At 72.9% G+C, this 18,968-nt stretch carries 15 protein-coding genes; 10 read left to right on the top strand and 5 right to left on the bottom strand.

From position 1 onward, the window contains the following. Positions 1-35: 35 nt before the first annotated feature. Entirely contained in the window at positions 36-1,469 is a 1,434-nt protein-coding gene (locus AC0693_RS16325) for an erythromycin esterase family protein (RefSeq protein ID WP_478802164.1), read from the bottom strand. A 1,016-nt stretch (positions 1,470-2,485) separates the two neighbouring features. After that, complete coding sequence (locus tag AC0693_RS16320) at positions 2,486-3,274, bottom strand: DeoR/GlpR family DNA-binding transcription regulator (RefSeq protein WP_478802248.1); 789 nt, start codon at positions 3,272-3,274, stop codon at positions 2,486-2,488. A gap of 266 nt (positions 3,275-3,540) precedes the next feature. Between AC0693_RS16320 and AC0693_RS16315 the strand changes: the two genes are divergently transcribed. The 5 genes from AC0693_RS16315 (at position 3,541) to AC0693_RS16295 (ending at position 8,659) form a co-directional block, all read left to right on the top strand. Then, complete coding sequence (locus tag AC0693_RS16315; protein ID WP_469320397.1) at positions 3,541-4,443, top strand: SIS domain-containing protein; 903 nt, start codon at positions 3,541-3,543, stop codon at positions 4,441-4,443. Beyond that, positions 4,440-5,312, top strand: a complete 873-nt coding sequence (locus AC0693_RS16310) for a class II fructose-bisphosphate aldolase (RefSeq protein ID WP_356416247.1) — start codon at positions 4,440-4,442, stop codon at positions 5,310-5,312. Before AC0693_RS16315 ends, AC0693_RS16310 begins: the two co-directional genes overlap by 4 nt. 115 nt (positions 5,313-5,427) lie before the next feature. Then, complete coding sequence (locus AC0693_RS16305) at positions 5,428-6,618, top strand: acyl-CoA dehydrogenase family protein (protein WP_356416250.1); 1,191 nt, start codon at positions 5,428-5,430, stop codon at positions 6,616-6,618. 143 nt (positions 6,619-6,761) lie between these two features. Continuing rightward, positions 6,762-7,994 carry a VWA domain-containing protein gene (locus AC0693_RS16300; protein WP_478802163.1) on the top strand — a complete coding sequence of 411 codons (1,233 nt, stop codon included), beginning with the start codon at positions 6,762-6,764 and terminating at the stop codon, positions 7,992-7,994. Further along, on the top strand, positions 7,979-8,659 hold the full coding sequence (locus tag AC0693_RS16295; RefSeq protein ID WP_478802162.1) for a DUF6308 family protein: 681 nt from the start codon (positions 7,979-7,981) through the stop codon (positions 8,657-8,659). The genes AC0693_RS16300 and AC0693_RS16295 overlap by 16 nt, the downstream gene beginning before the upstream one ends. A 46-nt stretch (positions 8,660-8,705) precedes the next feature. Here AC0693_RS16295 and AC0693_RS16290 read toward each other — a convergent pair whose 3' ends face one another. Further along, on the bottom strand, positions 8,706-9,410 hold the full coding sequence (locus tag AC0693_RS16290) for a hypothetical protein (RefSeq protein ID WP_478802161.1): 705 nt from the start codon (positions 9,408-9,410) through the stop codon (positions 8,706-8,708). A gap of 212 nt (positions 9,411-9,622) precedes the next feature. On the opposite strand from AC0693_RS16290, the gene AC0693_RS16285 reads away from it, so the two are divergent. Genes AC0693_RS16285 through AC0693_RS16275 form a run of 3 tightly spaced genes read left to right on the top strand, consistent with a single transcriptional unit; the run spans position 9,623 to position 14,471 of the window. After that, positions 9,623-10,669 (top strand): oxygenase MpaB family protein, encoded by a 1,047-nt coding sequence (locus AC0693_RS16285; protein WP_478802160.1) that lies wholly within the window; start codon positions 9,623-9,625, stop codon positions 10,667-10,669. After that, positions 10,651-12,843: a serine/threonine-protein kinase gene (locus tag AC0693_RS16280; protein WP_478802159.1), complete on the top strand. Its 2,193-nt coding sequence runs from the start codon at positions 10,651-10,653 to the stop codon at positions 12,841-12,843. The genes AC0693_RS16285 and AC0693_RS16280 overlap by 19 nt, the downstream gene beginning before the upstream one ends. A gap of 8 nt (positions 12,844-12,851) precedes the next feature. Continuing rightward, positions 12,852-14,471: a phytoene desaturase family protein gene (locus AC0693_RS16275; RefSeq protein ID WP_478802158.1), complete on the top strand. Its 1,620-nt coding sequence runs from the start codon at positions 12,852-12,854 to the stop codon at positions 14,469-14,471. Positions 14,472-14,493: 22 nt separating this feature from the next. Here the strand turns inward: AC0693_RS16275 and AC0693_RS16270 are convergent, their stop codons facing one another. Continuing rightward, the gene (locus AC0693_RS16270; protein WP_469320403.1) at positions 14,494-14,940 is read right to left on the bottom strand and encodes a nitroreductase family deazaflavin-dependent oxidoreductase; all 447 of its coding nucleotides are present in this window, start codon (positions 14,938-14,940) and stop codon (positions 14,494-14,496) included. A 253-nt stretch (positions 14,941-15,193) separates the two neighbouring features. Between AC0693_RS16270 and AC0693_RS16265 the strand changes: the two genes are divergently transcribed. After that, positions 15,194-15,955, top strand: coding sequence for an LppU/SCO3897 family protein (locus AC0693_RS16265; protein WP_478802157.1), 762 nt, complete (start codon positions 15,194-15,196; stop codon positions 15,953-15,955). Positions 15,956-16,129: 174 nt separating this feature from the next. After that, on the top strand, positions 16,130-16,837 hold the full coding sequence (locus AC0693_RS16260; RefSeq protein ID WP_469339885.1) for a DUF4232 domain-containing protein: 708 nt from the start codon (positions 16,130-16,132) through the stop codon (positions 16,835-16,837). Positions 16,838-16,882: 45 nt separating this feature from the next. Here AC0693_RS16260 and AC0693_RS16255 read toward each other — a convergent pair whose 3' ends face one another. Then, positions 16,883-18,844, bottom strand: a complete 1,962-nt coding sequence (locus AC0693_RS16255; protein ID WP_478802156.1) for a serine hydrolase domain-containing protein — start codon at positions 18,842-18,844, stop codon at positions 16,883-16,885. Positions 18,845-18,968 lie beyond the last annotated feature (124 nt).

The raw sequence follows: 18,968 nt of genomic DNA, 5'->3' as shown, positions 1-18,968 counted from the left end.
CCTGCCCTGGCTGCCGACGGCCGCTTCGTCCGCCGTCAGGAGGCCGGGGGAGTCAGCCAGCGCGCGGCGGTGACGCGGTGCAGGTGGATGAGGACGTCGTGCGACTGCGAGAGCGCGATCCGTGCCTCGGGGCCGGCGGGGCCGGGGTAGGCGCCGCCGATGTGGCGGGTGGCGCGCGGTGTCGCCAGCCAGTCGCGCGCCGCGGGCGGGGCGTTGCGCAGGTCCAGGACGTAGTCGCGCTGGCGCACCTTGTCCAGGGTGTACTCGTTGGAGCCGGGCGCGGCGGGTCCCACCGTATGGGAGCCCAACCGTCCGTCGTCCCCGTGGGAGTTGAACGAGCCCTGCTCGAAGGTGGAGCCGATGCTCACGTAGTCCTTGCCCAAGGCGTCGCGCAGGAACGCTCCTTGGACCTTGGGGTAGTGCGCCGGGTCGTGGCTGCGCAGGGCGACATGGCCGTTGTGCGCCGCCAGCAGCACCTTGTCACCCGTCTGCTTGCGCCACCAGTCGACGTTGTCCGCCATGATCTGGTCCCGGTAGCGCATGGCCTCGGCGCCCTGCCGCGGGTCGTCGAAGTCGAAGGAATACCCCCTGGCCGTCTGGTCGATGGCGGTGGCGTGCTGCACCGCCCAGGCGTACGCCGCCCGAGCGCCGGCGTCGGTGGCGCCCGGGCCGGGCCCCTGCTGCTTGAGGAGGTCCAGGGCGCGCCCGGTCCGGGCGGCGTTCTGCTGCCGTTCGGCGAGGGGGCGCTCCGGATAAGCCTTCATGTGGGCCTCGGGCGCGGTCGTGGGCCGCAGCCCGTCGTACAGCTCGACGAAGCGCGGCAGCAGCTCCGGGTGCGCCTTGGCGACGTAGGCGGTCACGTTGTCGTAGAGCTGCGGACCGGCGTAGCCGAAGTCGTCGCCCATGAACTGCACCGGGTCGCCAGGGTGTTGAACGTTGTAGCTGCGCATCCAGCGCAGCAGGTCCAGATACTCGGTGTTGTTCCAGAAGACGTAACTGGCCTGGAACTCCTCGCGCATGATCCGCTCGGGATCACCCTGCCCGCGCACCACGTAGTCGTTCAGCCGCTGTCCGGTGCTCCAGCTCGCCTCCAGGGCGAAGCTGCGGAAGCCCTTTTCCTTCACGAGGTACTGGAACACCCGCTGCTTCATGGTGAAGAACTCGTGCGAACCGTGCGTGGCCTCCCCGAGCCCCACCACCCGCGCGTCCCCCACCATCCGCCCGACCGGCCGCAGATCGTCGAGGCTGCCCCGGGGCTCGGTGGTACGGAACGCGTGGGCGCGGCTCTCGAGGGCGGGGATGGGGGAGGGGGAGGCGAGCTGGGTTGGGGATGGGGACTGGGAGGGTGCGGGTGTGGAGGTGGCGAAGGCTGTGGGTGCGGCTGCGAGTACGGCGGTTACGGAGAGCAGTACTGCGGCCAGGGCGGGGGCGGAGGCGACGGAGCGGGTGGGCGGCTTGTGTCGTTTCATGATCCAATGGTCTGTGGGGCGGAAGCCCACCACCATGGGCTCAACCCCCGGGGCAAAGGTGACGTTATCCCCCGTATGGGGGCCCGGCTGCGCCGGGGCGCGGCTTCGCCGCTCGTGGGGTGCGCTTCGTGCGTCCGGGGTCGGGGTGGTTCCGGGGGCTGCCCGTCAGTTCAACTGTCTTCCCGTGCCGGGGCGTCCTGTCAAGAGCGCTCCTTCGTCGCGTCGCTTCGCGATGGCCTGCGGCCACCCTTGACATGCCACCCCGTCCCGGAAAGCCAAGAACTGTCGGGCCGCCCCCGGGGGAAGGCATGGGGGAGGCTGCCCATTGCCTGGGGCCCGGCGCCCGGCCGCAGGCCGAGTGAGGCCGATGCCCCGCCCTTCGGGCGACAAGAACGCATCAAATCGCTACGCGCTCCTCCAAGAGAAGCGTCAGCGGGCCGCATAGGGCTGAGACTTCGGTCAGATGGGTGTTGGTCCGGGTCTGGCAGCCGTCCGCCCCAAAAGTCGAGATCAAAAGCTCACAAAAGGGGCATTTTGTGCGGTTGTGCGGAGTCGACGGCTGCTTGACCCGAGTGGACGCTCGCCTGGCCGAGCTATGAGTCCTGCCGCGCCCCTCACCAGCCCAAAATAGGCCGCAGACGCCTCTCTCGGAGAAGCGCGTAGCGATTGAGTGCGTTCCTGTCGCCCGAAGGGCGTCACATGAGCCCCATTTGGCCTGTGGCCGGGCGCCGGGCCTCAGGCGATGGGCAGCCTCCCCCATGCCTCCCCCGGGGGCGGCCCGACAGTTCTTGGCTTTCCGGGACGGGGTGGCATGTCAAGAGTGGCCGCAGGCCATCGCGAAGCGACGCGACGAAGGAGCGCTCTTGACAGGACGCCCCGGCACGGGAAGACAGTGGAACTGACGGGCAGCCCCCGGAACCACCCCGACCCCGGACGCACGAAGCGCACCCCACGAGCGGCGCAGCCGCGCCCCGGCGCAGCCGGGGTCACCAGCACACCAGTACACCACCACCCCCTCACACCCGCACCACCTCCACCCCCGCCTCCTCGAAGGCTTTGGCTCCCGCGTCCGACAGGCCCGTGTCCGTGACCAGGATGTCCACCGACGAGGCGGGGCAGATGCGGGCGAAGGCGCGGACGCCCAGTTTGCTGGAGTCCGCGGCGATGACCACCCGGCGGGAGCGGTCGCACAGGAGGCGGTTCACCGCCGCCTCGTCCTCGTGGCGGGTGGCGGCGCCGTCCACGGGATCGAAGCCGTCCACGCCGAGGATCGCCGTGTCCACGGTGAGCTGCCCGAGGACGCCCTGGGCCAGGGGCCCGGTCAGTTCGTAGGACTGCGGGCGCGCCACGCCTCCGGTGAGCACGGTCTTGAACTGCGGCCGGATCACCAGTTCACCCGCGATGTTGAGGGCGTTCGTCACCACGGTCAGCGCGGGCAACCCGCTCGCGCCCGTGCTCAGGTCCGCCCGCCCCGCGAGCGCGCGGGCGACTTCGGTGGTCGTCGTCCCGCCCGTCAGGCCCACCACCTCGCCCGGCGCGATCAGCGCGGCCACCGCCTCGCTGATCCGGCGCTTCTCCGGCGCGCGGCGCGTACTGCGGTAGCGCAGCGGAAGCTCGTACGACACCCCGTGCAGCACCGCCCCGCCGCGCGTGCGCACCAGCATCTGCTGCTGCGCCAGTTCGTCGAAGTCGCGCCGGATGGTGGCGGCGGAGACGCCGAGCGTCTCGGCGGCCGGCTCGACCTCCAGGCGGCCGCGTTCCACCAGCAGATCCAGCAGCGTTTGCCAGCGCACCTCCCGGGACATGGACCCCACGGCGGCGTACCCCCTTGTGTGCGTTGCGTCTTCGTATTGCGTCTTCGTGTTGCGTCTGTGTGGGCGTCTGACCGTCGCGCCCGTCGACGAGCGCGACGAGCGTTCGGGCCGTGTTCGGGCCCTGCGTCGACATTAACTCAGGTCGCCACCCCGTCGATGCTTGAAGTTGCGCGAAACCACCGGCTATCTTGCAGAAAAGAGCAGGTGCACCTCTCCGGGCCCCTGCACCGCCCGCACCCACCGCACAGGGAGCCGACATGAGCCATGTCGCGTACGAGCTGACCACGCAACCCGACTGCTGGGAGCGGGCCGCCGACATGGCCCCCGCCCAGCGGGCCGTGCTCCCGCAGCCGGGGGAGCGCGCCGCGATCGTGGGGTGCGGGACCTCGTACTACATGGCGCAGGCCGCCGCCGCGCTGCGCGAGGAGTCGGGCGCGGGGGAGACCGACGCGTTCCCCGCCTCCGAATTCCCGCGCCACAGGCGCTACGACCGCGTGGTGGCCCTCACCCGGTCCGGCACCACCACCGAGGTGCTGGACCTGCTCGCACAGCTGCGCGACGCTGGGATCCGCACCACGGCCGTCATCGGTGACCCGGACACCCCGGTCATGACCCTGGCCGACGACCTCGTCGTCCTGGACTTCGCCGATGAGCGCTCGGTCGTGCAGACCCGCTTCGCCACCACGGCGCTCACCCTGCTGCGCGCCCACGTCGGCCTGCACAGCCCGGCGGTCGTCGCCGACGCGCGCGCCGCGCTCAGCGAGCCGCTGCCCGAACAGGTCGCGGAGCGCAGCGAGTTCACCTTCCTCGGTCGCGGCTGGAGCGTGGGCCTCGCGCACGAGGCCGCGCTCAAGATGCGCGAGGCGGCCCTCTCCTGGTCGGAGTCCTACCCGGCGATGGAGTACCGGCACGGCCCCATCAGCATCAGCGGTCCCGGCACCGTCACATGGGCGCTGGACGAGGCTCCCGACGGTCTGGCCGACCAGGTGCGCGACACGGGCGCCCAGTGGGTGGAGCCCCGGCACGACCCGCTGGCCGAGCTGGTACGGGTACACCGGCTCGCGATCGCCGTCGCCGCCCACCGGGACCTGGACCCCGACCGGCCGCGCAACCTCACCCGCTCGGTGATCCTCACCAGCGAAGAGGGGGCCGTCCGATGAGCCTCGTCCCCGCGGGCACCCTGGTCCAGGAGGCGGCCGCCGCAGGCCGGGCCGTCGCCGCCTTCAACATCATCACCCTCGAACACGCCGAGGCCGTCGTCGCCGGCGCCGAGCAGAGCGGCGCGCCGGTCATCATCCAGCTCAGCGAGAACGCGGTCCGCTTCCGGGACGGCCGACTGCTGCCCATCGCGCGCGCCGCGGCGGCCTGCGCCGAAGCCGCCGGGGTGCCCGTCGGCCTGCACCTGGACCACGTCAAGAGTGCCGACCTGCTGCGCCGGGCCGCCGACGCCGGATTCGGCTCCGTCATGTACGACGCCGCGCACCTGCCGTACGGAGAGAACCTGGAGGCCACCCGTTCGGCCGCCGACTGGGCGCACGCCAACGGCCTGTGGATCGAAGCCGAGTTGGGCGAGGTCGGCGGCAAGAACGGCGCCGCCCCGCTGGACCCGCACGCTCCCGGCGCCCGTACGGACCCGGACGAGGCGCGCCGCTTCGTCGCGGACTCCGGCGTGGACGCGCTGGCCGTCGCGATCGGCAGCAGCCACGCGATGACCTCGCGGACCGCCGCCCTGGACCACGCGCTGCTCGCCCGGCTGGCCAAGACCGTGGACGTACCGCTCGTCCTGCACGGCTCGTCCGGTCTGCCGGACGAGGAGCTGGCGGCGGCGGTCGCGGGCGGCATCCGCAAGGTCAACATCGGCACCGCCCTGAACGTGGCGATGACCGAGGCCATCCGCACCCACCTGACCGGGGCCGACCCTCGCCCGTACCTGACGGCGGCCCGCACGGCGATGACGGCGACCACGGTGTCCATGATCACGGCCCTGAACCCGTCCCGTCCGGTGGGAGCGGGCGCGCTCCGCCACTGACGGCGCGCGGCGATCCCGTCCGTCCCCGGCCCCTCCGCCACCCTTCCGGATTCTTGGAACACGTTCTACTCTACGGCCGCCAGTGACGGACGGACACGAGACTCCCGGAGGGGCCGTGCACCTCGAATACACGCCTGAGCAGCAGCAGTTGCGCACCGAGCTGCGCGCCTACTTCGCCGAGCTGGTCCCGGAGGACGTCTACGGGCGCTACCAGGACGCGGCCGCGCAGAAGCGCTTCTACCGCGAGACGATCCGGCGGCTCGGCGCCGACGGCTGGCTCGGCGTGGGCTGGCCCGAGGAGTACGGCGGGCGCGGGATGTCGCCCATGGACCAGTTCATCTTCTTCGACGAGGCGGCCCAGGCCGTCGTCCCGCTGCCGCTGATGGCCCTCAACACCGTCGGCCCGACCATCATGCAGTTCGGCACGGACGAGCAGAAGGCGTACTTCCTCCCCAGGATCCTGGCGGGCGAGATCGACTTCGCCATCGGCTACAGCGAACCCGACGCCGGCACCGACCTCGCCGCCCTGACCTGCAAGGCCGTCCGCGAGGGGGACGAGGAGAGCGGCACCTACGTCGTCAACGGGCAGAAGATCTGGACCACCAACGGCGACACCGCCGACTGGGTCTGGCTCGCCGTGCGCACCGACCCCGAGGCCCCGGCCCACAAGGGCATCACCATGCTCCTCGTCCCCACGGACGACCCGGGCTACTCCTGCACCCTCATCAACACCCTCGCCTCGCACGACACGACCGCGAGCTACTACGAGAACATCCGCGTCCCCGCCAGCCGCCGGGTCGGCCAGGAGAACAAGGGCTGGCGCCTGATCACCAACCAGCTCAACCACGAGCGCGTCACCCTCGCCGCGCACGGCACGATGGCGATCCGCGCCCTGCACGACGTACAGCGCTGGGCCGCCGACACGAAGCTCGCCGACGGCCGCCGGGTCATCGACCTGGGCTGGGTGCGCGGCCGCCTCGCCCGCACGCACGCCCGCCTGGACGCGATGAAACTGCTCAACTGGCAGATGGTCAACGCCGTCCAGAGCGGCACGCTCACCCCGCAGGACGCCTCCGCCGTCAAGGTCTACGGCTCCGAGGCCCGCCGCGACGCCTACGCCTGGCTGATGGAGGTCGTCGGCGCGGCGGGCATCCTGAAGGACGGCTCGACGGGCGCCGTCCTGCACGGCGAACTCGAACGCGGCTACCGCAGCGCGGTCATCTTCACCTTCGGCGGCGGCAACAACGAGATCCAGCGCGAGATCATCTCCTGGATAGGCCTGGGCATGCCCCGCGTCCGCCGCTGAACACCCGTCGACCGGTCCCGACCGCCCGGTGCCACCCTCGCCGGCCTCCGTGATGTGCGTCGGCGGCTCATTCTGCCCAAAGCCGGGACGGTCGGTCATCCGGGGTCTAGCGTTTCCCTCGCGGCGATCAAGGGGGAGCGAAGATGCAGACGGCGTCGTTGCGAAAAGGGGAGAACACCGGGCTGTCCACGGCGCCCGTGATACTGGCGGTGTCGGTTCACGGCGTGGCAGCGGACGTCTCGGCTCTGCTGCTCGGCCCGGGCGGCAGGGTTCGCGGGGATGAGGACCTGGTCTTCTACAACCACCCTGCCCACGACGGGGTGTCCGTCGCGGGACCGGTGGTCACGGCCGATCTCGCGCGCGTACCGGCCGGCGTGGACCGGCTGATCGTGGTGGCGAGTGCCGATCCGCTACGGCCGGGCACGGTCTTCAGCCGTGCACCGCTTCTGACGGTCACCCAGGCGGGATTGCCGGCCAGGTCGTTCACGCCGCCGGACTTCACGTCCGGAGAGACGGTCGTGGTTCTCGCCGAGCTCTACCGACGGGACGGCGGATGGAAGCTCCGCGCGGTGGGACAGGGCTACGCCTCCGGTCTGGCCGGCCTCGCGACCGACTACGGCGTCGACGTCGAACCCGAACCCGAGCCGGCTCCGGCTCCCGCGCCCCTTCCCTATAGAGGGCGCCGGAATGTGAGTTCCGCGGAGCCCGCGCCGGCCCTCTCGAAGGTCGAACGGGTGGCCCCCGGACTGCTGTCTCCGGCACGCCAGGCCAGCAAGGCCCTCGTGGAGCGGTCCATCGCGGACCAACGGGCAGCGGTGTACCTGATCCTGGACCACGACTCGCACATGGAAGAGCTGTACGAGTCGTTCGCCGTGCAAGCTTTCGCCGAGCGCGTCCTGGCGTTGTCGGCCACGCTCGATGACGACGGCACGGTCCCCGTGGTCTTCTCCAGCGGAGTGGAGCCCTTCCTGGAGGAGATCCGCCTCGACAACTACCGCGGTCGCATCGGGCAGTTGCACACCCAGGTCGACTGGGGGTGGGGCAACGTCGCCGACGCCATGCGCCGTGCGGTGGGGCACTACCAGGAATCCGGCGCCACCGACCCCGCCTTCATCGTGACCCAGGTCGGAGACGAACCGTGGGACAAGGCCGAAGTCCGCTCCTTGCTGCAGAACACCGCGCCGCTCGGCGTCTTCTGGCTGTTCGTCGGGTTCGGCCGCGGCAAGCTCGCGTTCTACAAGAACCTCAACGCATCCGCCTCCGCGACCTTCACCAACGTCGCCTTCTACGACGCGAGCAAGAACCCGGGATCGGTCCCCGACGAGCGCTTCTACGCCGGCCTCGTCGGCGCCTTCGCCACATGGCTGCACAGATGAGCCCCCCGGCGGTCGCCGACCGCCTGACCCGCCTCCTCGCGTCGGATCAGGCCGTATCCGCGCTCCGCTGCTATTTCGGTACCGGCCGCGATGGAGCGGTGCCGTTCACGGGCAGCCGTTTCGAGCATCTCGCCGGGGGAGGGGACCGCCGGGCCACTGCGAATGAAGTGACCGCCGACGACCTGATCGCTGTACAGACCCTTTCGGTCAGGATTCCCGCCCAGGTCGCCCTTGACCTCCTCGAAGGCGACCTCGGGGTCCGCTTGTCCCGGCTGCTGCGCAGTGTTCCCGTCCACGTCGACATGGTCGAGGCCGACGCTGCCGACCTGGCCGAGGGATCACCGGCGGACGCGGCCTGGCGTCTGCTTTGCGGTCAGCGAGGGATCGGTTGGGTGACGGCGGGAAAACTCCTCGCCCGGAAACGGCCGCGCCTGCTTCCTGTCTACGACCAGGTCGTTCGCTGTGTTCTTGGTCGGCCGAGGCTGTTCTGGCTCGCCCTGCACGGTGCGCTGCGCGCTGACGACCATGCCCTGCACCACAGCCTGATCGCCCTGTGGGACTCCGCCGGCCTCCCCGCGACCGTCAGTGCGTTGCGGGTCTGCGACGTGGTGCTCTGGATGCATCACCGTACGGACCACCAGCAGAGAAGGTGCTCGGGGACGTGAAGCCGCCGGCCGCACCCGACCAGGTGTCGCCCGGCGGGCGCCGGGTTCACGTCATGCGGGCGCTCAGGGTGCGGACCACTTCGGTCAGGACCTTGTCGCGCCAGTTCTCCTCGGAGTCCGGGTACTTGCCGACGCCGTCCGCGGTCGACATGCCGCTGACCTCGAACTCGTAGGGGCCCTGGTGGCAGATCAGGTTGTTGGTCGTGCCCTCGGTGTAGCAGCCGGCCGCTCCCAGGGAGCCTTGGAGGTCGCGGAACTTCTTGGTGTCCTGGCCTGCTTCCTTGGCCTCCTTGTCCCGGTCCTCGGCGTAGGCGTCCGCCACGAGGGCGGCGTCCGCGACCGTCTTGAAGACGATGCGGACCTTGCTGTTGTGCTTGGCCTTGTACTTGGCCGGCAGGGCGAACTCGGTCTCGCAGCCACCGGCCGGTACGTCGCCGGTGGTGCCCGGCTCCGACTTCTGGAGCGGGTTGAAGTTGATGATGGTCACCTTGACCGGCCGGCGTTCGAAGTCCTTCGCCTGCGGCAGGATCGCGCGGATCTCCTCGTCGCTCAGCACCTCGCAGGCGTTGGGCCACTGCGCGATGGGCAGCGAACGTCCCGCCGCGGGCCGTGCTTCGAGCCGTGCGCCGGACGGCTTCGCCGACCCGAACTGCAGCGCGGGCGGCGCGCTGTCGCAGCCCGCCAGCACCACCGACGCGCAGACGACGGCCGCGGCGGCCAGGACGGAACGCCCCGGGTTCCTACTCGACATGCCTACTCCCCCTCTCGCAGCACGGGGAATCCCCCGATGCCGGGCCCATTCTGGTCGGGTACTCCGCCGCGCCCTTCTCGATCCCGGTACGCACCCCCTGTGATCTTCCCGACAGCACCGCGGCGACCGGGAGGAAACTGCTGGTCCGCGTCGGTCCCTGCGCGACCCACCGCCCGGTCGGTACGCTCGACTCAGGCGACGGGAGGCCACCCATGAGCGCAGCGCCGTACGGGCACGACGGAGCGGACCGGGTCACGGACGGCCCGAAGGCCCCGCCCGCCGCGGACGCCGCCCCGGGCACCGGCCCCGGCACGGGCGCGGACAGCGCCCCCGACCCCGGCCTCTACGGCCCCCGGTCCGTCACCTGGCAGTGCCACGCCGACCCGGTCATGTGGATCGCCGGGATCCGGGCGCTCTACCTCCAGGCCCTGCACCCCCGCGCCGTCCGCGGCGTGATGGAGAACTCCGACTTCCGGCGCGACGCCTGGGGACGGCTGCTGCGCACCGCCGACTTCGTCGGCACCCTCACCTACGGCACCACCGAGGCCGCCGAACGGGCCGGGGCCCGCGTCCGCGCCATCCACCGCGGCCTGTCGGCGACCGACCCCGCCACCGGCGAGCGCTTCCCCGTCGACGATCCCGAACTGCTGCTGTGGGTCCACTGCGCGCAGATCGACTCCTTCCTGCACATACTGCGCCGCTCCGGCGTCCTCCTCACCGACGCCCAGGCCGACCGGTACGTCGACGAGAACCGCGTCAACGCCCGCCTCGTCGGCCTCGACCCCGTCGGCGTGCCCGCCACCACCGCCGGCCTGGCCGCCTACTTCGACGAGATCCGCCCCCGCCTCGCCGTCGGCGCGGACGCCCGCGCCGTCGACGACTTCCTGCGCAGCCCGCCGACCCACCCCGTCCTGGTGCCTGGCCGAAACCTGCTGTGGCGACCGCTCGCCGACCTGGCCTACGGAACCCTCCCGGCCTACGCGCACCGGCTCTACGGGCGGCCCGCGCCCGCCCCGCCCACCGTCACCCGGCGCCTGCGCCTCACCGGCCTCGCCCTGCGCAGCGTTCCCGCGGATCTGCGCTGGCAGCTCCCGCCAGGTCACATCTTGAGAGCGATGCGTCGCATGGGCCCCGGGAGTCGCCCCTCGCCGCACGCACTGCGCACTTCAGCGGCCATACTGGACCGGCCGGGGAGGGTGGAGCGCGACCACGAGCACGACGACGGGGGCGGCAGTAGGACATGGCTGAGTCCAGACTGATCCAGGGCCGGTACAGGTCGCTCGATCTGATCGGCCGCGGCGGCATGGGCGAGGTGTGGCGCGCCCGTGACGAGTCGCTCGGCCGGCATGTCGCAGTGAAGTGTCTCAAACCGCTCGGCGCCGAACAGGACGCCCATTTCACCCAGGTCCTGCGCGAGCGCTTCCGGCGCGAGGCCCGCGTCGCCGCCTCGCTCCAGCACCGGGGCGTCACCGTGGTCCACGACTTCGGCGACGACAGCGCCACCGGCGGCCCGCTCTACCTCGTCATGGAGCTGCTCGAAGGGAGTAATCTCAGCCAGCTCCTGGAGGAGAACGAGGCCCGCCCGCTGCCCGTCGACGATGTCGTCGACATCGCGGAACAACTCGCCGCGGCCCTCGGCTACACCCACGACCAGGGCGTCGTGCACCGCGACCTCAAGCCCGCCAACATCATGCGGCTCACCGACGGCACGGTGAAGATCTGCGACTTCGGCATCGCCCGGCTCGCCGCCGACATCGGCTTCACCGCCAAGCTCACCGGCGGCGGCATGGCCATGGGCACCCCGCACTACATGTCGCCCGAGCAGATCGCGGGCGGTGAGGTCGACCACCGCAGCGACCTCTACTCCCTCGGCTGCGTCCTGTACGAGATCGCCACCGGCGCCCCGCCCTTCGACCTCGGCGACTCCTGGTCCGTCCTGGTCGGCCACCGGGACACCGCTCCGGTGCCGCCGCGCGAACACCGCCCCGAACTTCCCGTCCACTTCGAACAGGTGGTCCTGGACCTGCTGGCCAAGCGGCCCGAGGACCGGCCCGCCGACGCCCGCGGACTGCACCGCCGCCTCGTCGACGCCCGCCGCGGCCCCGCCGCCGTGCCCCTCGCCACCGGCGCCCTGCCCGGGTGGGCGCTCGGAATGACCGCCGGACGCAAGGCGGGCCTGGAGGCTCGCCCGGCCAGCGGCGCCTGGACCGTCCTGACCGGCTCGTGGACCGCCGCCGGCCCCGCCGTGCCGGTCCGGGAGCCCTCCGAGGCGCAGTCCACCCGCGAATCGGCTCCCCAGCCGCTCCCGGTACCGGTCCCGCAGCCCGAACCGGCCCCGGCGGAGCACGCCGCGGAGCCGGACCCCGCCGCTTGCGCGTCGGGCTCGCCCGCCGGGGGCGTCGTACGGCCCCCCGCGTCCGAGGACCCGCGGCTGACCGCCGCCTACGGTCAGGCCCGGCCGTCCCGCCCGCTCGGGCCGGACCACCCCGAGACCCTCGCCGCCGTCTCCGCGCACGCCTTCGCCCTCAGCCGGGCCGGCCGCCCCGCCGACGCGCTGGCCGCACACACCCGGGTCGCCGAGGGCCGCGCACGTACGCTCGGCCCCGACCACCCCGACACCCTCGCCGCCCGCCAGGAGACGGCGTACGTCCTCGGCCGGCTCGGGCGCCACCAGCAGGCGCACGAGGTCTACCGCACCGTGCTCGCCGCCCGCGAGCGCACCATGGGCGCCGACCACCCGGACACCCTGCGCTGCCGTCACAACCTGGCCTTCAGCCTCAGCCGCCTCGGCCGGCTCGCCGACGCTCACCGCACCGCCGAGGAAGTGGCCGCCGCCCGGTCCCGGGTGCTCGGCCCGGACCATCCGGACACCCTGCTCACCCGCTACGAGGTCGGCTACGCCCTCGGTCAGCTCGGCCGCTGGCAGGAGGCCCTCGCCGCCTACCGCGAGGTCGCCGCCGCCCGCGAGCGGATCCTGGGCCGCGACCACCCCGACACCCTCGCCGCCCGCTACGAGGTCGGCATCGGTCTCGGCCGCCTCGGCCGCACCGCGGAGGCACTGGACCTCTTCCGCTCCCTCGCCCGCGACCGCACCCGCGCCTACGGCGCCGCCGACCCCGAGACCCTGCGCGCCCGCCACGTCGTCGGCGTCAACCTCGGCCGCCTCGGGCGCTGGGCGGACGCCGTCGCCGAGGCCCGGCAGGTCTTCGCGCTGCGGGCCCGCACGCTGGGCCCCGACCACCCGGACACGCTGGTCAGCCGCCGCGAAGTGGCCGTGGGCCTCGGGCGCCTGGGCCGCTGGGACGAGGCGCTCCCCGTGTACCAGGAGGTGGCGGGCGCCCGCGAGCGCGTCCTCGGCGCCGACCATCCGGACACCGTCGCGGCCCACGCGGACGAAGCACACTGTCTGGAGCGGCTCGGGCAGATGTGCTAACAAGAGCCATGACCAAGGAGCAGCGGTTCCAGGGCGTGTACGACGCGGTGATCGTGGGCGGAGGGCACAACGGCCTGGTGGCCGCCGCCTACCTGGCCCGGGCGGGACGCTCGGTCCTGCTCCTGGAACGCCTCGGCCACACCGGCGGCGCCGCCGTCTCCACCCGCCCCTTCGCGGGGGTCGACGCCCGCCTGTCGCGCTACTCGTACCTCGTCTCGCTGCTGCCCGACAAGATCGTGCGGGAGCTGGGGCTGGAGTTCGCCGTCCGCAAGCGCACGGTGTCCTCGTACACCCCCACCCGGCGCGCCGGCCGGGCGGACGGGCTCCTCGTCGGCGGTGGCGAGGACCGGACCCGCGCGTCCTTCGCCCGGCTCACCGGTTCCGACCGCGAGTACGAGAACTGGCGGGCCTTCTACGCGAGCATCGCCCGCCTCGCCCGCCGGGTCTTCCCCACACTCACGGAACCGCTGCCCACCCGGAGCGAGTTGCGGGCGCGCATCGACGACGAGAGCACCTGGCGGATGCTGTTCGAGGAGCCGCTGGGGCGCGCCGTCGAGCAGCGGTTTGCCGACGACCTGGTGCGCGGCGTGGTGCTCACGGACGGCCTGATCGGGACCTTCGCCGACGCCCACGATCCCTCGCTCGCGCAGAACCGCTGCTTCCTCTACCACGTGATCGGCGGCGGGACCGGCGACTGGGACGTGCCCGTCGGCGGCATGGGCGCCCTCACCGACGCGCTCGCCGCCGCCGCCCGGGCGGCCGGGGCGCGGATCGCCACCGGGCACGAGGCGGTGCGGATCGACGTCGACCCCGGCGCGGGGACGGAGCCGAGCGGGCCGGTGGAGGTCACGTACCGCACGGAGCACGGCGAAGGCCGCGTCGGCGCCCGGAAGGTGCTGGTCAACGCCTCGCCACAGGACCTGGCACGGCTCCTCGGCGAACCCGCGCCGGAGGCCGCCGAGGGCGCGCAGCTCAAGGTGAACATGCTGTTGCGCCGGCTGCCCCGACTGCGCGACTCCTCGGTGGACCCGCGCGAGGCCTTCGCCGGCACCTTCCACATCGGGGAGGGCTACGAGGAGCTCGCACGGGCCTACCGCGAGGCCGCCGCCGGCGAACCGCCGTCCGCGCCGCCCTCGGAGATCTACTGCCACTCGCTGACCGACCCCTCGATCCTGGGGCCGGACCTGGCGGAACGCGGCTACCAGACGCTCACCCTGTTCGGACTGCACGCCCCGGCCCGGCTGTTCGAGAAGGACAACGAGGGGGTCCGGGAGTCGCTGCTGGCGGCCACGCTGGCGCAGTTGGACGCGCATCTCGCCGAACCGCTGGCCGACTGCCTGGCCGTCGACGCGGAGGGCCGCCCCTGCATCGAGGCCAAGACCCCGCTCGACCTGGAACGCGAACTGCGCCTGCCCGGCGGCCACATCTTCCACCGGGACCTGTCCTGGCCCTTCGCGGACCGGGACGCGGCGCCGGGCGCGGAGACGGGGACGGCACAGGGGGCGGGGCGCTGGGGCGTGGAGACCCGGCACCCCGGCGTGCTCCTGTGCGGGGCGGGCGCGGTGCGCGGCGGCGGGGTCAGCGGTGTGCCGGGCCACAACGCGGCGATGGCGGCCCTGGGCCGCTGACCCCGCCGCCGCGCCGGTTGCGTTACGCGCCGAGGGGCTCGATGACGACGACCGGGATCTCGCGGTCGGTCTTGGTCTGGTACTCCTCGTAGGCGGGCCAGTGCCCGACCATCAGCGGCCAGGCCTCGGCGCGCTCGGCGGGGTCGGCGGTACGGGCCCTGCCCTGGATGATCTCGGGTCCGACCTGGATCCGGACCTCGGGGTGCTCCGTGAGGTTCAGGTACCACAGCGGGTGCTCCGGCGCGCCGCCCTTGGAGGCGACGATGAAGTACCGCCCGTCCTTCTCGCCGTAGATGAGCGGGGTCCGGACGGGGTTGCCGCTCTTGCGCCCGATGGTGGTGAGCAGCAGCGTCTGCGTGCCGTTCCAGGAGTGGCCTTCGGCGCCGTTGGACGCGACGTACTGCTTGACGTGGTCCAGCTGCCAGCCGGGCTTGGGGTCGGTGGGGTGGTCCCAGTCGATGTCGGTCATGCGGGTCTTCCTCCAGGTGTCGACGGATCGGCTGTCGGTGGGTCGGCTGTCGGTGTTGAACCCTCAACGATCAACAACGCCCGGGGGTACGGCGTTTATGCCCCACGCGTTCGGACCGGGTGGCGACCGGGCAGGGATGGGGGGCCGGGGTCGCGGGGATCGCGTGAACGCCTGCGGGGCCCCGCGGGCACCGGGCACAATTCCCGGGGGTCCGTCAGGCGCGGTCCGCACCACCACACTTCGGGAGCAGCTGGTGTCGTCGCAAGAGATCCCCATATCGCTCACCCCCCAGCAGGCCGCGCACGGGGTGATCCTCCCCGTGCCGCTGGCGAGCGGCACCGCCCGGCTCCGGATCCCGGTGTGCAAGGACGGTGACCTGGTGCGGGCCCGCCTCGGCGAGACCGAGGTGCTGCTGCGCGTCGCGGTGCGGGCCGAGGCGGCCGAGGGGCCGGTCCCGCCCGTGCCGCCCGCACCGCAGGGGCGGTCCGGCTCGCGCGGCGGCCTGGTGGCCGCCGGGATCGCCACCGCCGTGATCATCGGCCTGATCGTGGCCAACCTCGGTGACGACGGCGACACAAGCACCGCTTCTTCTTCCCCGACCGCCACGTCCACGCCCACCGACACCGCCACGTCCACGCCGTCGTACAGCGCGTGGACGCCTCCCGCGGCCCCGCCGCCCCCGGCTCCGGCGGACACCCCGGCCGGCACCGCCCCCTACCCCGTCCTCCCGACGCCGGAGGCGGCTCCGAGCCCCTTCGACCGGGGCACCTGCCTCAACGGCACTTTGCCGGACTCGACCACCGCCCAGCGCGTGGACGACGTGCGCGAGGTGCCGTGTTCCGCGTCGGACGCTCACTACAAGGTGATCGAGAGCATCCCCGGCACCTCGGACATGAACCGCTGCGACGCCAATCCGAAGACCGAGTACGGCTTCTCCTACCGCTACAGCCGGGGCGGCATCACGCTCAACGAGTACGTCTACTGCGTCGTCGGCATCGGCTCCTACGCGCGCTGACGGATGACACGCCCTGGGCGTGCGCCGTGTACTGCGCCGGGGTGATGACCGTTCGTCATGGGCGCGTCACGGAACCGCCACAGGGCCGTGCGGCGGGAACCTGTCCGGGTCAGGGGGTCGTGTTCCAGCACGCGAGTGCCGGTGCGGGACCGGTCGTGGACCTCGGGAGCACCCATGAAGAACACAGCGATCACCGGCCGGACGGCGGCGGTTCTGGCGACGGCCCTGGCGGCCGTTGCCCTGATGACGGGCTGTACGCCGACCGGCGACGCCGGCGCGGCCGGCGGACCGGCGACCCCGCCCGCCCCGCCCGCGGCCTCGGGGCCGACCGCGCCCACGCCCACCGGCGGCGCGACCGGAGGTGCCACGGGCGGCGCCTCCGCGTCCCCTTCCCCGTCCGCCTCCACGACCGGCGGCGCCACGGGCGGCGGGACGAAGAAGCCCTGTACGGCTGGGAACGTGAAGGTCTCCGAGGCGCACCAGGCCGCGAACCGCCCGCCGGGCACGGGGACCGGGGCCGTCGTCCTCTCCGTCACCAACACCTCCGCGTCCGCCTGCACGGTGGGCGGCTACCCGACGGTCGCGGCGGCGGGCAACGGCTCACCGGAGAAGAACCACCCGCTGGCCACCACCCACACCGGCTCCGCCGCGAAACTGGTCCTGGCCCCCGGTGCCCGGGCGTGGACCAAGCTCACGTTCGTGCAGGTCCAGGGCGAGGCGGACGGCTACTGCGCGTCCGGCGCGACCCCGGCCTCCTACCCGACGCTGGTCATCGGGGTGCTCGACGCCGGGAAGCACCAGATCGCCATGGACGACGGCGTCTTCGCCTTCTGCGACGACCGGGTGAGCGTCACCGCCTGGTCCTCCGTCAAGCCGGCCTAGCGGCAGGGAGCCGGGGCGCGGGGCACGGGGTCAGGGGGCGGGGCGTCAGTCCGCCGAGCGGGACCACCCCCTGGCCTCGATGCGGGCCGCGTCGGCGGGGCGGTCCTCGGCGAAGAGGGAGCGGGTGCGTTCCGAGACCCGGATGACGTCGACGTACACACCGCGCCCGACGTAGCGGCCCGTGGCCTCGTGGCGGAAGCGGAGGTGGACCTCGCGGCCGGCCCATGCGGTCAGGGGTGCCTCCAGGCGGTGCCAGATGCGGCCCGACCAGCCGGTGACGGTTCCGTGCGGCCACTCCTCGGGGCTGCCGCCGGTCGACCGCACCGTACTGAACGCCAGCGGCTGCCACGGGCCCTGCGGCCCCGGCGCGGCCTCGACGGAGAAGCCGCCGGCGCCCGGCACCGTGTCCCACCACACCGCGCACCGCAGCCGCGCCTCGGCCGTGGCGGGCGTGAGCGGCGGCAGGGTGAGGGTGCCGGACGCGGCGGGGGTGGTTCCGGAGAACCAGGCGGGGCCGCCGTGCCGGGTACGGACGGGCACCGCCCGGGCGAAGCTGTTGCCCACCGCCACCCGCGGAGCGCTGCCGGCCCGCCAGGTCCGTACGGGGTGGACGGAGTTGCCGAGCAGGATCAGGAACGAGTCCGTGGACGGATCCAGCACCAGCGAGGTTCCGGTGAACCCGGTGTGTCCGGCGGAGTGGGGCGTCGCCATCGCGCCCATGTACCAGTGCTGGTAGAGCTCGAAGCCGAGGCCGTGGTCGTCGCCGGGGAAGGCGGTGTTGAAGTCGGTGAAGAGGAGTTCGACGGAGGCCGGGCGCAGGATCCGCTTTCCGGCGTACGCGCCGCCGTCGAGCAGGGTGCGGGCGAGGACGGCCAGGTCCCAGGCGGTGCCGAAGACCCCCGCGTGGCCGGCCACCCCGCCCAGGGCGTAGGCGTTCTCGTCGTGCACCTCGCCCCACACGAGCCCGCGGTCCAGCCCTGACCAGGGTGGGCGCTGGACCTCGGTGGCGGCGGTGACGCGGCGCCAGGAGAGCGGGGGATTGAAACGAGTGCGCTGCATCCCGAGCGGAGCAGTGATCTCGTCGTGGAGCAGGACATCCAGAGTGCGACCGGTGATCCGCTCCAAGAGCAGTTGCAGCGTGATCAGATTCAGGTCCGAGTACCGGTACACGCTCCCGGGAGTGTCCTGCGGTCGCACAGACCACAGCAGCCCCAACTGCCCCGCGCGCGTCGACTCCTGGTAGAACGGCGCCCACGACCGCAGTCCCGAGGTGTGCGTCAGCAGCTGGCGGACCGTGATCGTCTCCTTGCCGTCCCCGCTGAACTCCGGCAGGTAGCGCGCCGCCGGAGCCTCCAGTTCCAGGCGCCCCCGCTCCATCTGCTGCACCGCGAGCACCGCGGTGAACAGCTTGCTCAGGGAGGCCAGGTCGAAGACGGTGTCCTCGCTCATAGCGATCCGTTCCGTGGCCGGGAACTCCCGGACCCGGTCGGTGCGGCCGTCGTAGTCCGCGTACCGCACCGCGTCGCCCATCGCCCGGTGCAGGGCCACGGTCCGGCCGCGCCCGGCCAGCACCACGGCGCCGGCGTAGTAGGGGTGCTCGGGGGAGGGGCCGAGGAAGCGCCGGGCCTCGTCCGCCGTCGCTTCCAGGTGCCGTTCCAGCAGCCCCGCCTGGCGGGCCGAGCCGTACCGCAGGCGCAGCCCCTGCAGGGCGCGCCGCTCGACCGGGTTCCCGCCCGGACCGGAGGCCGCCCCGGCTCCCGTGCCCGCTCCCGGAAGACCCCGTCCGTACGCTCCGGCCGGGCCCCCGGGCAGCGCCGCGTGCACGAGCAGGACCCCGCCGAGCGCGAGCAGTCGCGCCCCGAGCCGCCTGCGCGTCAGCCCGCCGCCCGCAGCACCCCGCGCCCGGTCCCGCGTCCCACCGCCCGCGGTTCTCCCGTCGGCCCCGCCTCCGCCCCCGCCCCCGGCCCCGTCCGTCCCGCCCCTGACGGCCCCCGTGTCCTGGCTCATGACCGGCCCTCCTGTCCGCTGTCGAGCGCGCCACTCAGTATCTGCCCGCGCACCCGGCGGACCCCGTCACGACCGGCCCGCAAAGAATCTGACACAGCATCAGAAAATCTCTTCCCTCACGTGG

It is taken from the genome of Streptomyces sp. NPDC043876, from assembly GCF_056435825.1.
The sequence above is the reverse complement of the archived record's forward strand: the minus strand, read 5'-3'. Positions and strand labels throughout refer to the sequence as shown.

What these genes read in the sequence shown, in the direction of transcription:
- AC0693_RS16260 (WP_469339885.1), top strand. Translation starts at nt 16,130, where the DNA reads ATGAAGAACACAGCGATCACCGGCCGGACGGCGGCGGTTCTGGCGACG.
- AC0693_RS16280 (WP_478802159.1), top strand. Translation starts at nt 10,651, where the DNA reads ATGGCTGAGTCCAGACTGATCCAGGGCCGGTACAGGTCGCTCGATCTG.
- AC0693_RS16320 (WP_478802248.1), bottom strand. Translation starts at nt 3,274, where the DNA reads ATGTCCCGGGAGGTGCGCTGGCAAACGCTGCTGGATCTGCTGGTGGAA.
- AC0693_RS16300 (WP_478802163.1), top strand. Translation starts at nt 6,762, where the DNA reads ATGCAGACGGCGTCGTTGCGAAAAGGGGAGAACACCGGGCTGTCCACG.
- AC0693_RS16315 (WP_469320397.1), top strand. Translation starts at nt 3,541, where the DNA reads ATGAGCCATGTCGCGTACGAGCTGACCACGCAACCCGACTGCTGGGAG.
- AC0693_RS16270 (WP_469320403.1), bottom strand. Translation starts at nt 14,940, where the DNA reads ATGACCGACATCGACTGGGACCACCCCACCGACCCCAAGCCCGGCTGG.
- AC0693_RS16255 (WP_478802156.1), bottom strand. Translation starts at nt 18,844, where the DNA reads ATGAGCCAGGACACGGGGGCCGTCAGGGGCGGGACGGACGGGGCCGGG.
- AC0693_RS16310 (WP_356416247.1), top strand. Translation starts at nt 4,440, where the DNA reads ATGAGCCTCGTCCCCGCGGGCACCCTGGTCCAGGAGGCGGCCGCCGCA.
- AC0693_RS16285 (WP_478802160.1), top strand. Translation starts at nt 9,623, where the DNA reads ATGAGCGCAGCGCCGTACGGGCACGACGGAGCGGACCGGGTCACGGAC.
- AC0693_RS16295 (WP_478802162.1), top strand. Translation starts at nt 7,979, where the DNA reads ATGGCTGCACAGATGAGCCCCCCGGCGGTCGCCGACCGCCTGACCCGC.
- AC0693_RS16290 (WP_478802161.1), bottom strand. Translation starts at nt 9,410, where the DNA reads ATGTCGAGTAGGAACCCGGGGCGTTCCGTCCTGGCCGCCGCGGCCGTC.
- AC0693_RS16275 (WP_478802158.1), top strand. Translation starts at nt 12,852, where the DNA reads ATGACCAAGGAGCAGCGGTTCCAGGGCGTGTACGACGCGGTGATCGTG.
- AC0693_RS16325 (WP_478802164.1), bottom strand. Translation starts at nt 1,469, where the DNA reads ATGAAACGACACAAGCCGCCCACCCGCTCCGTCGCCTCCGCCCCCGCC.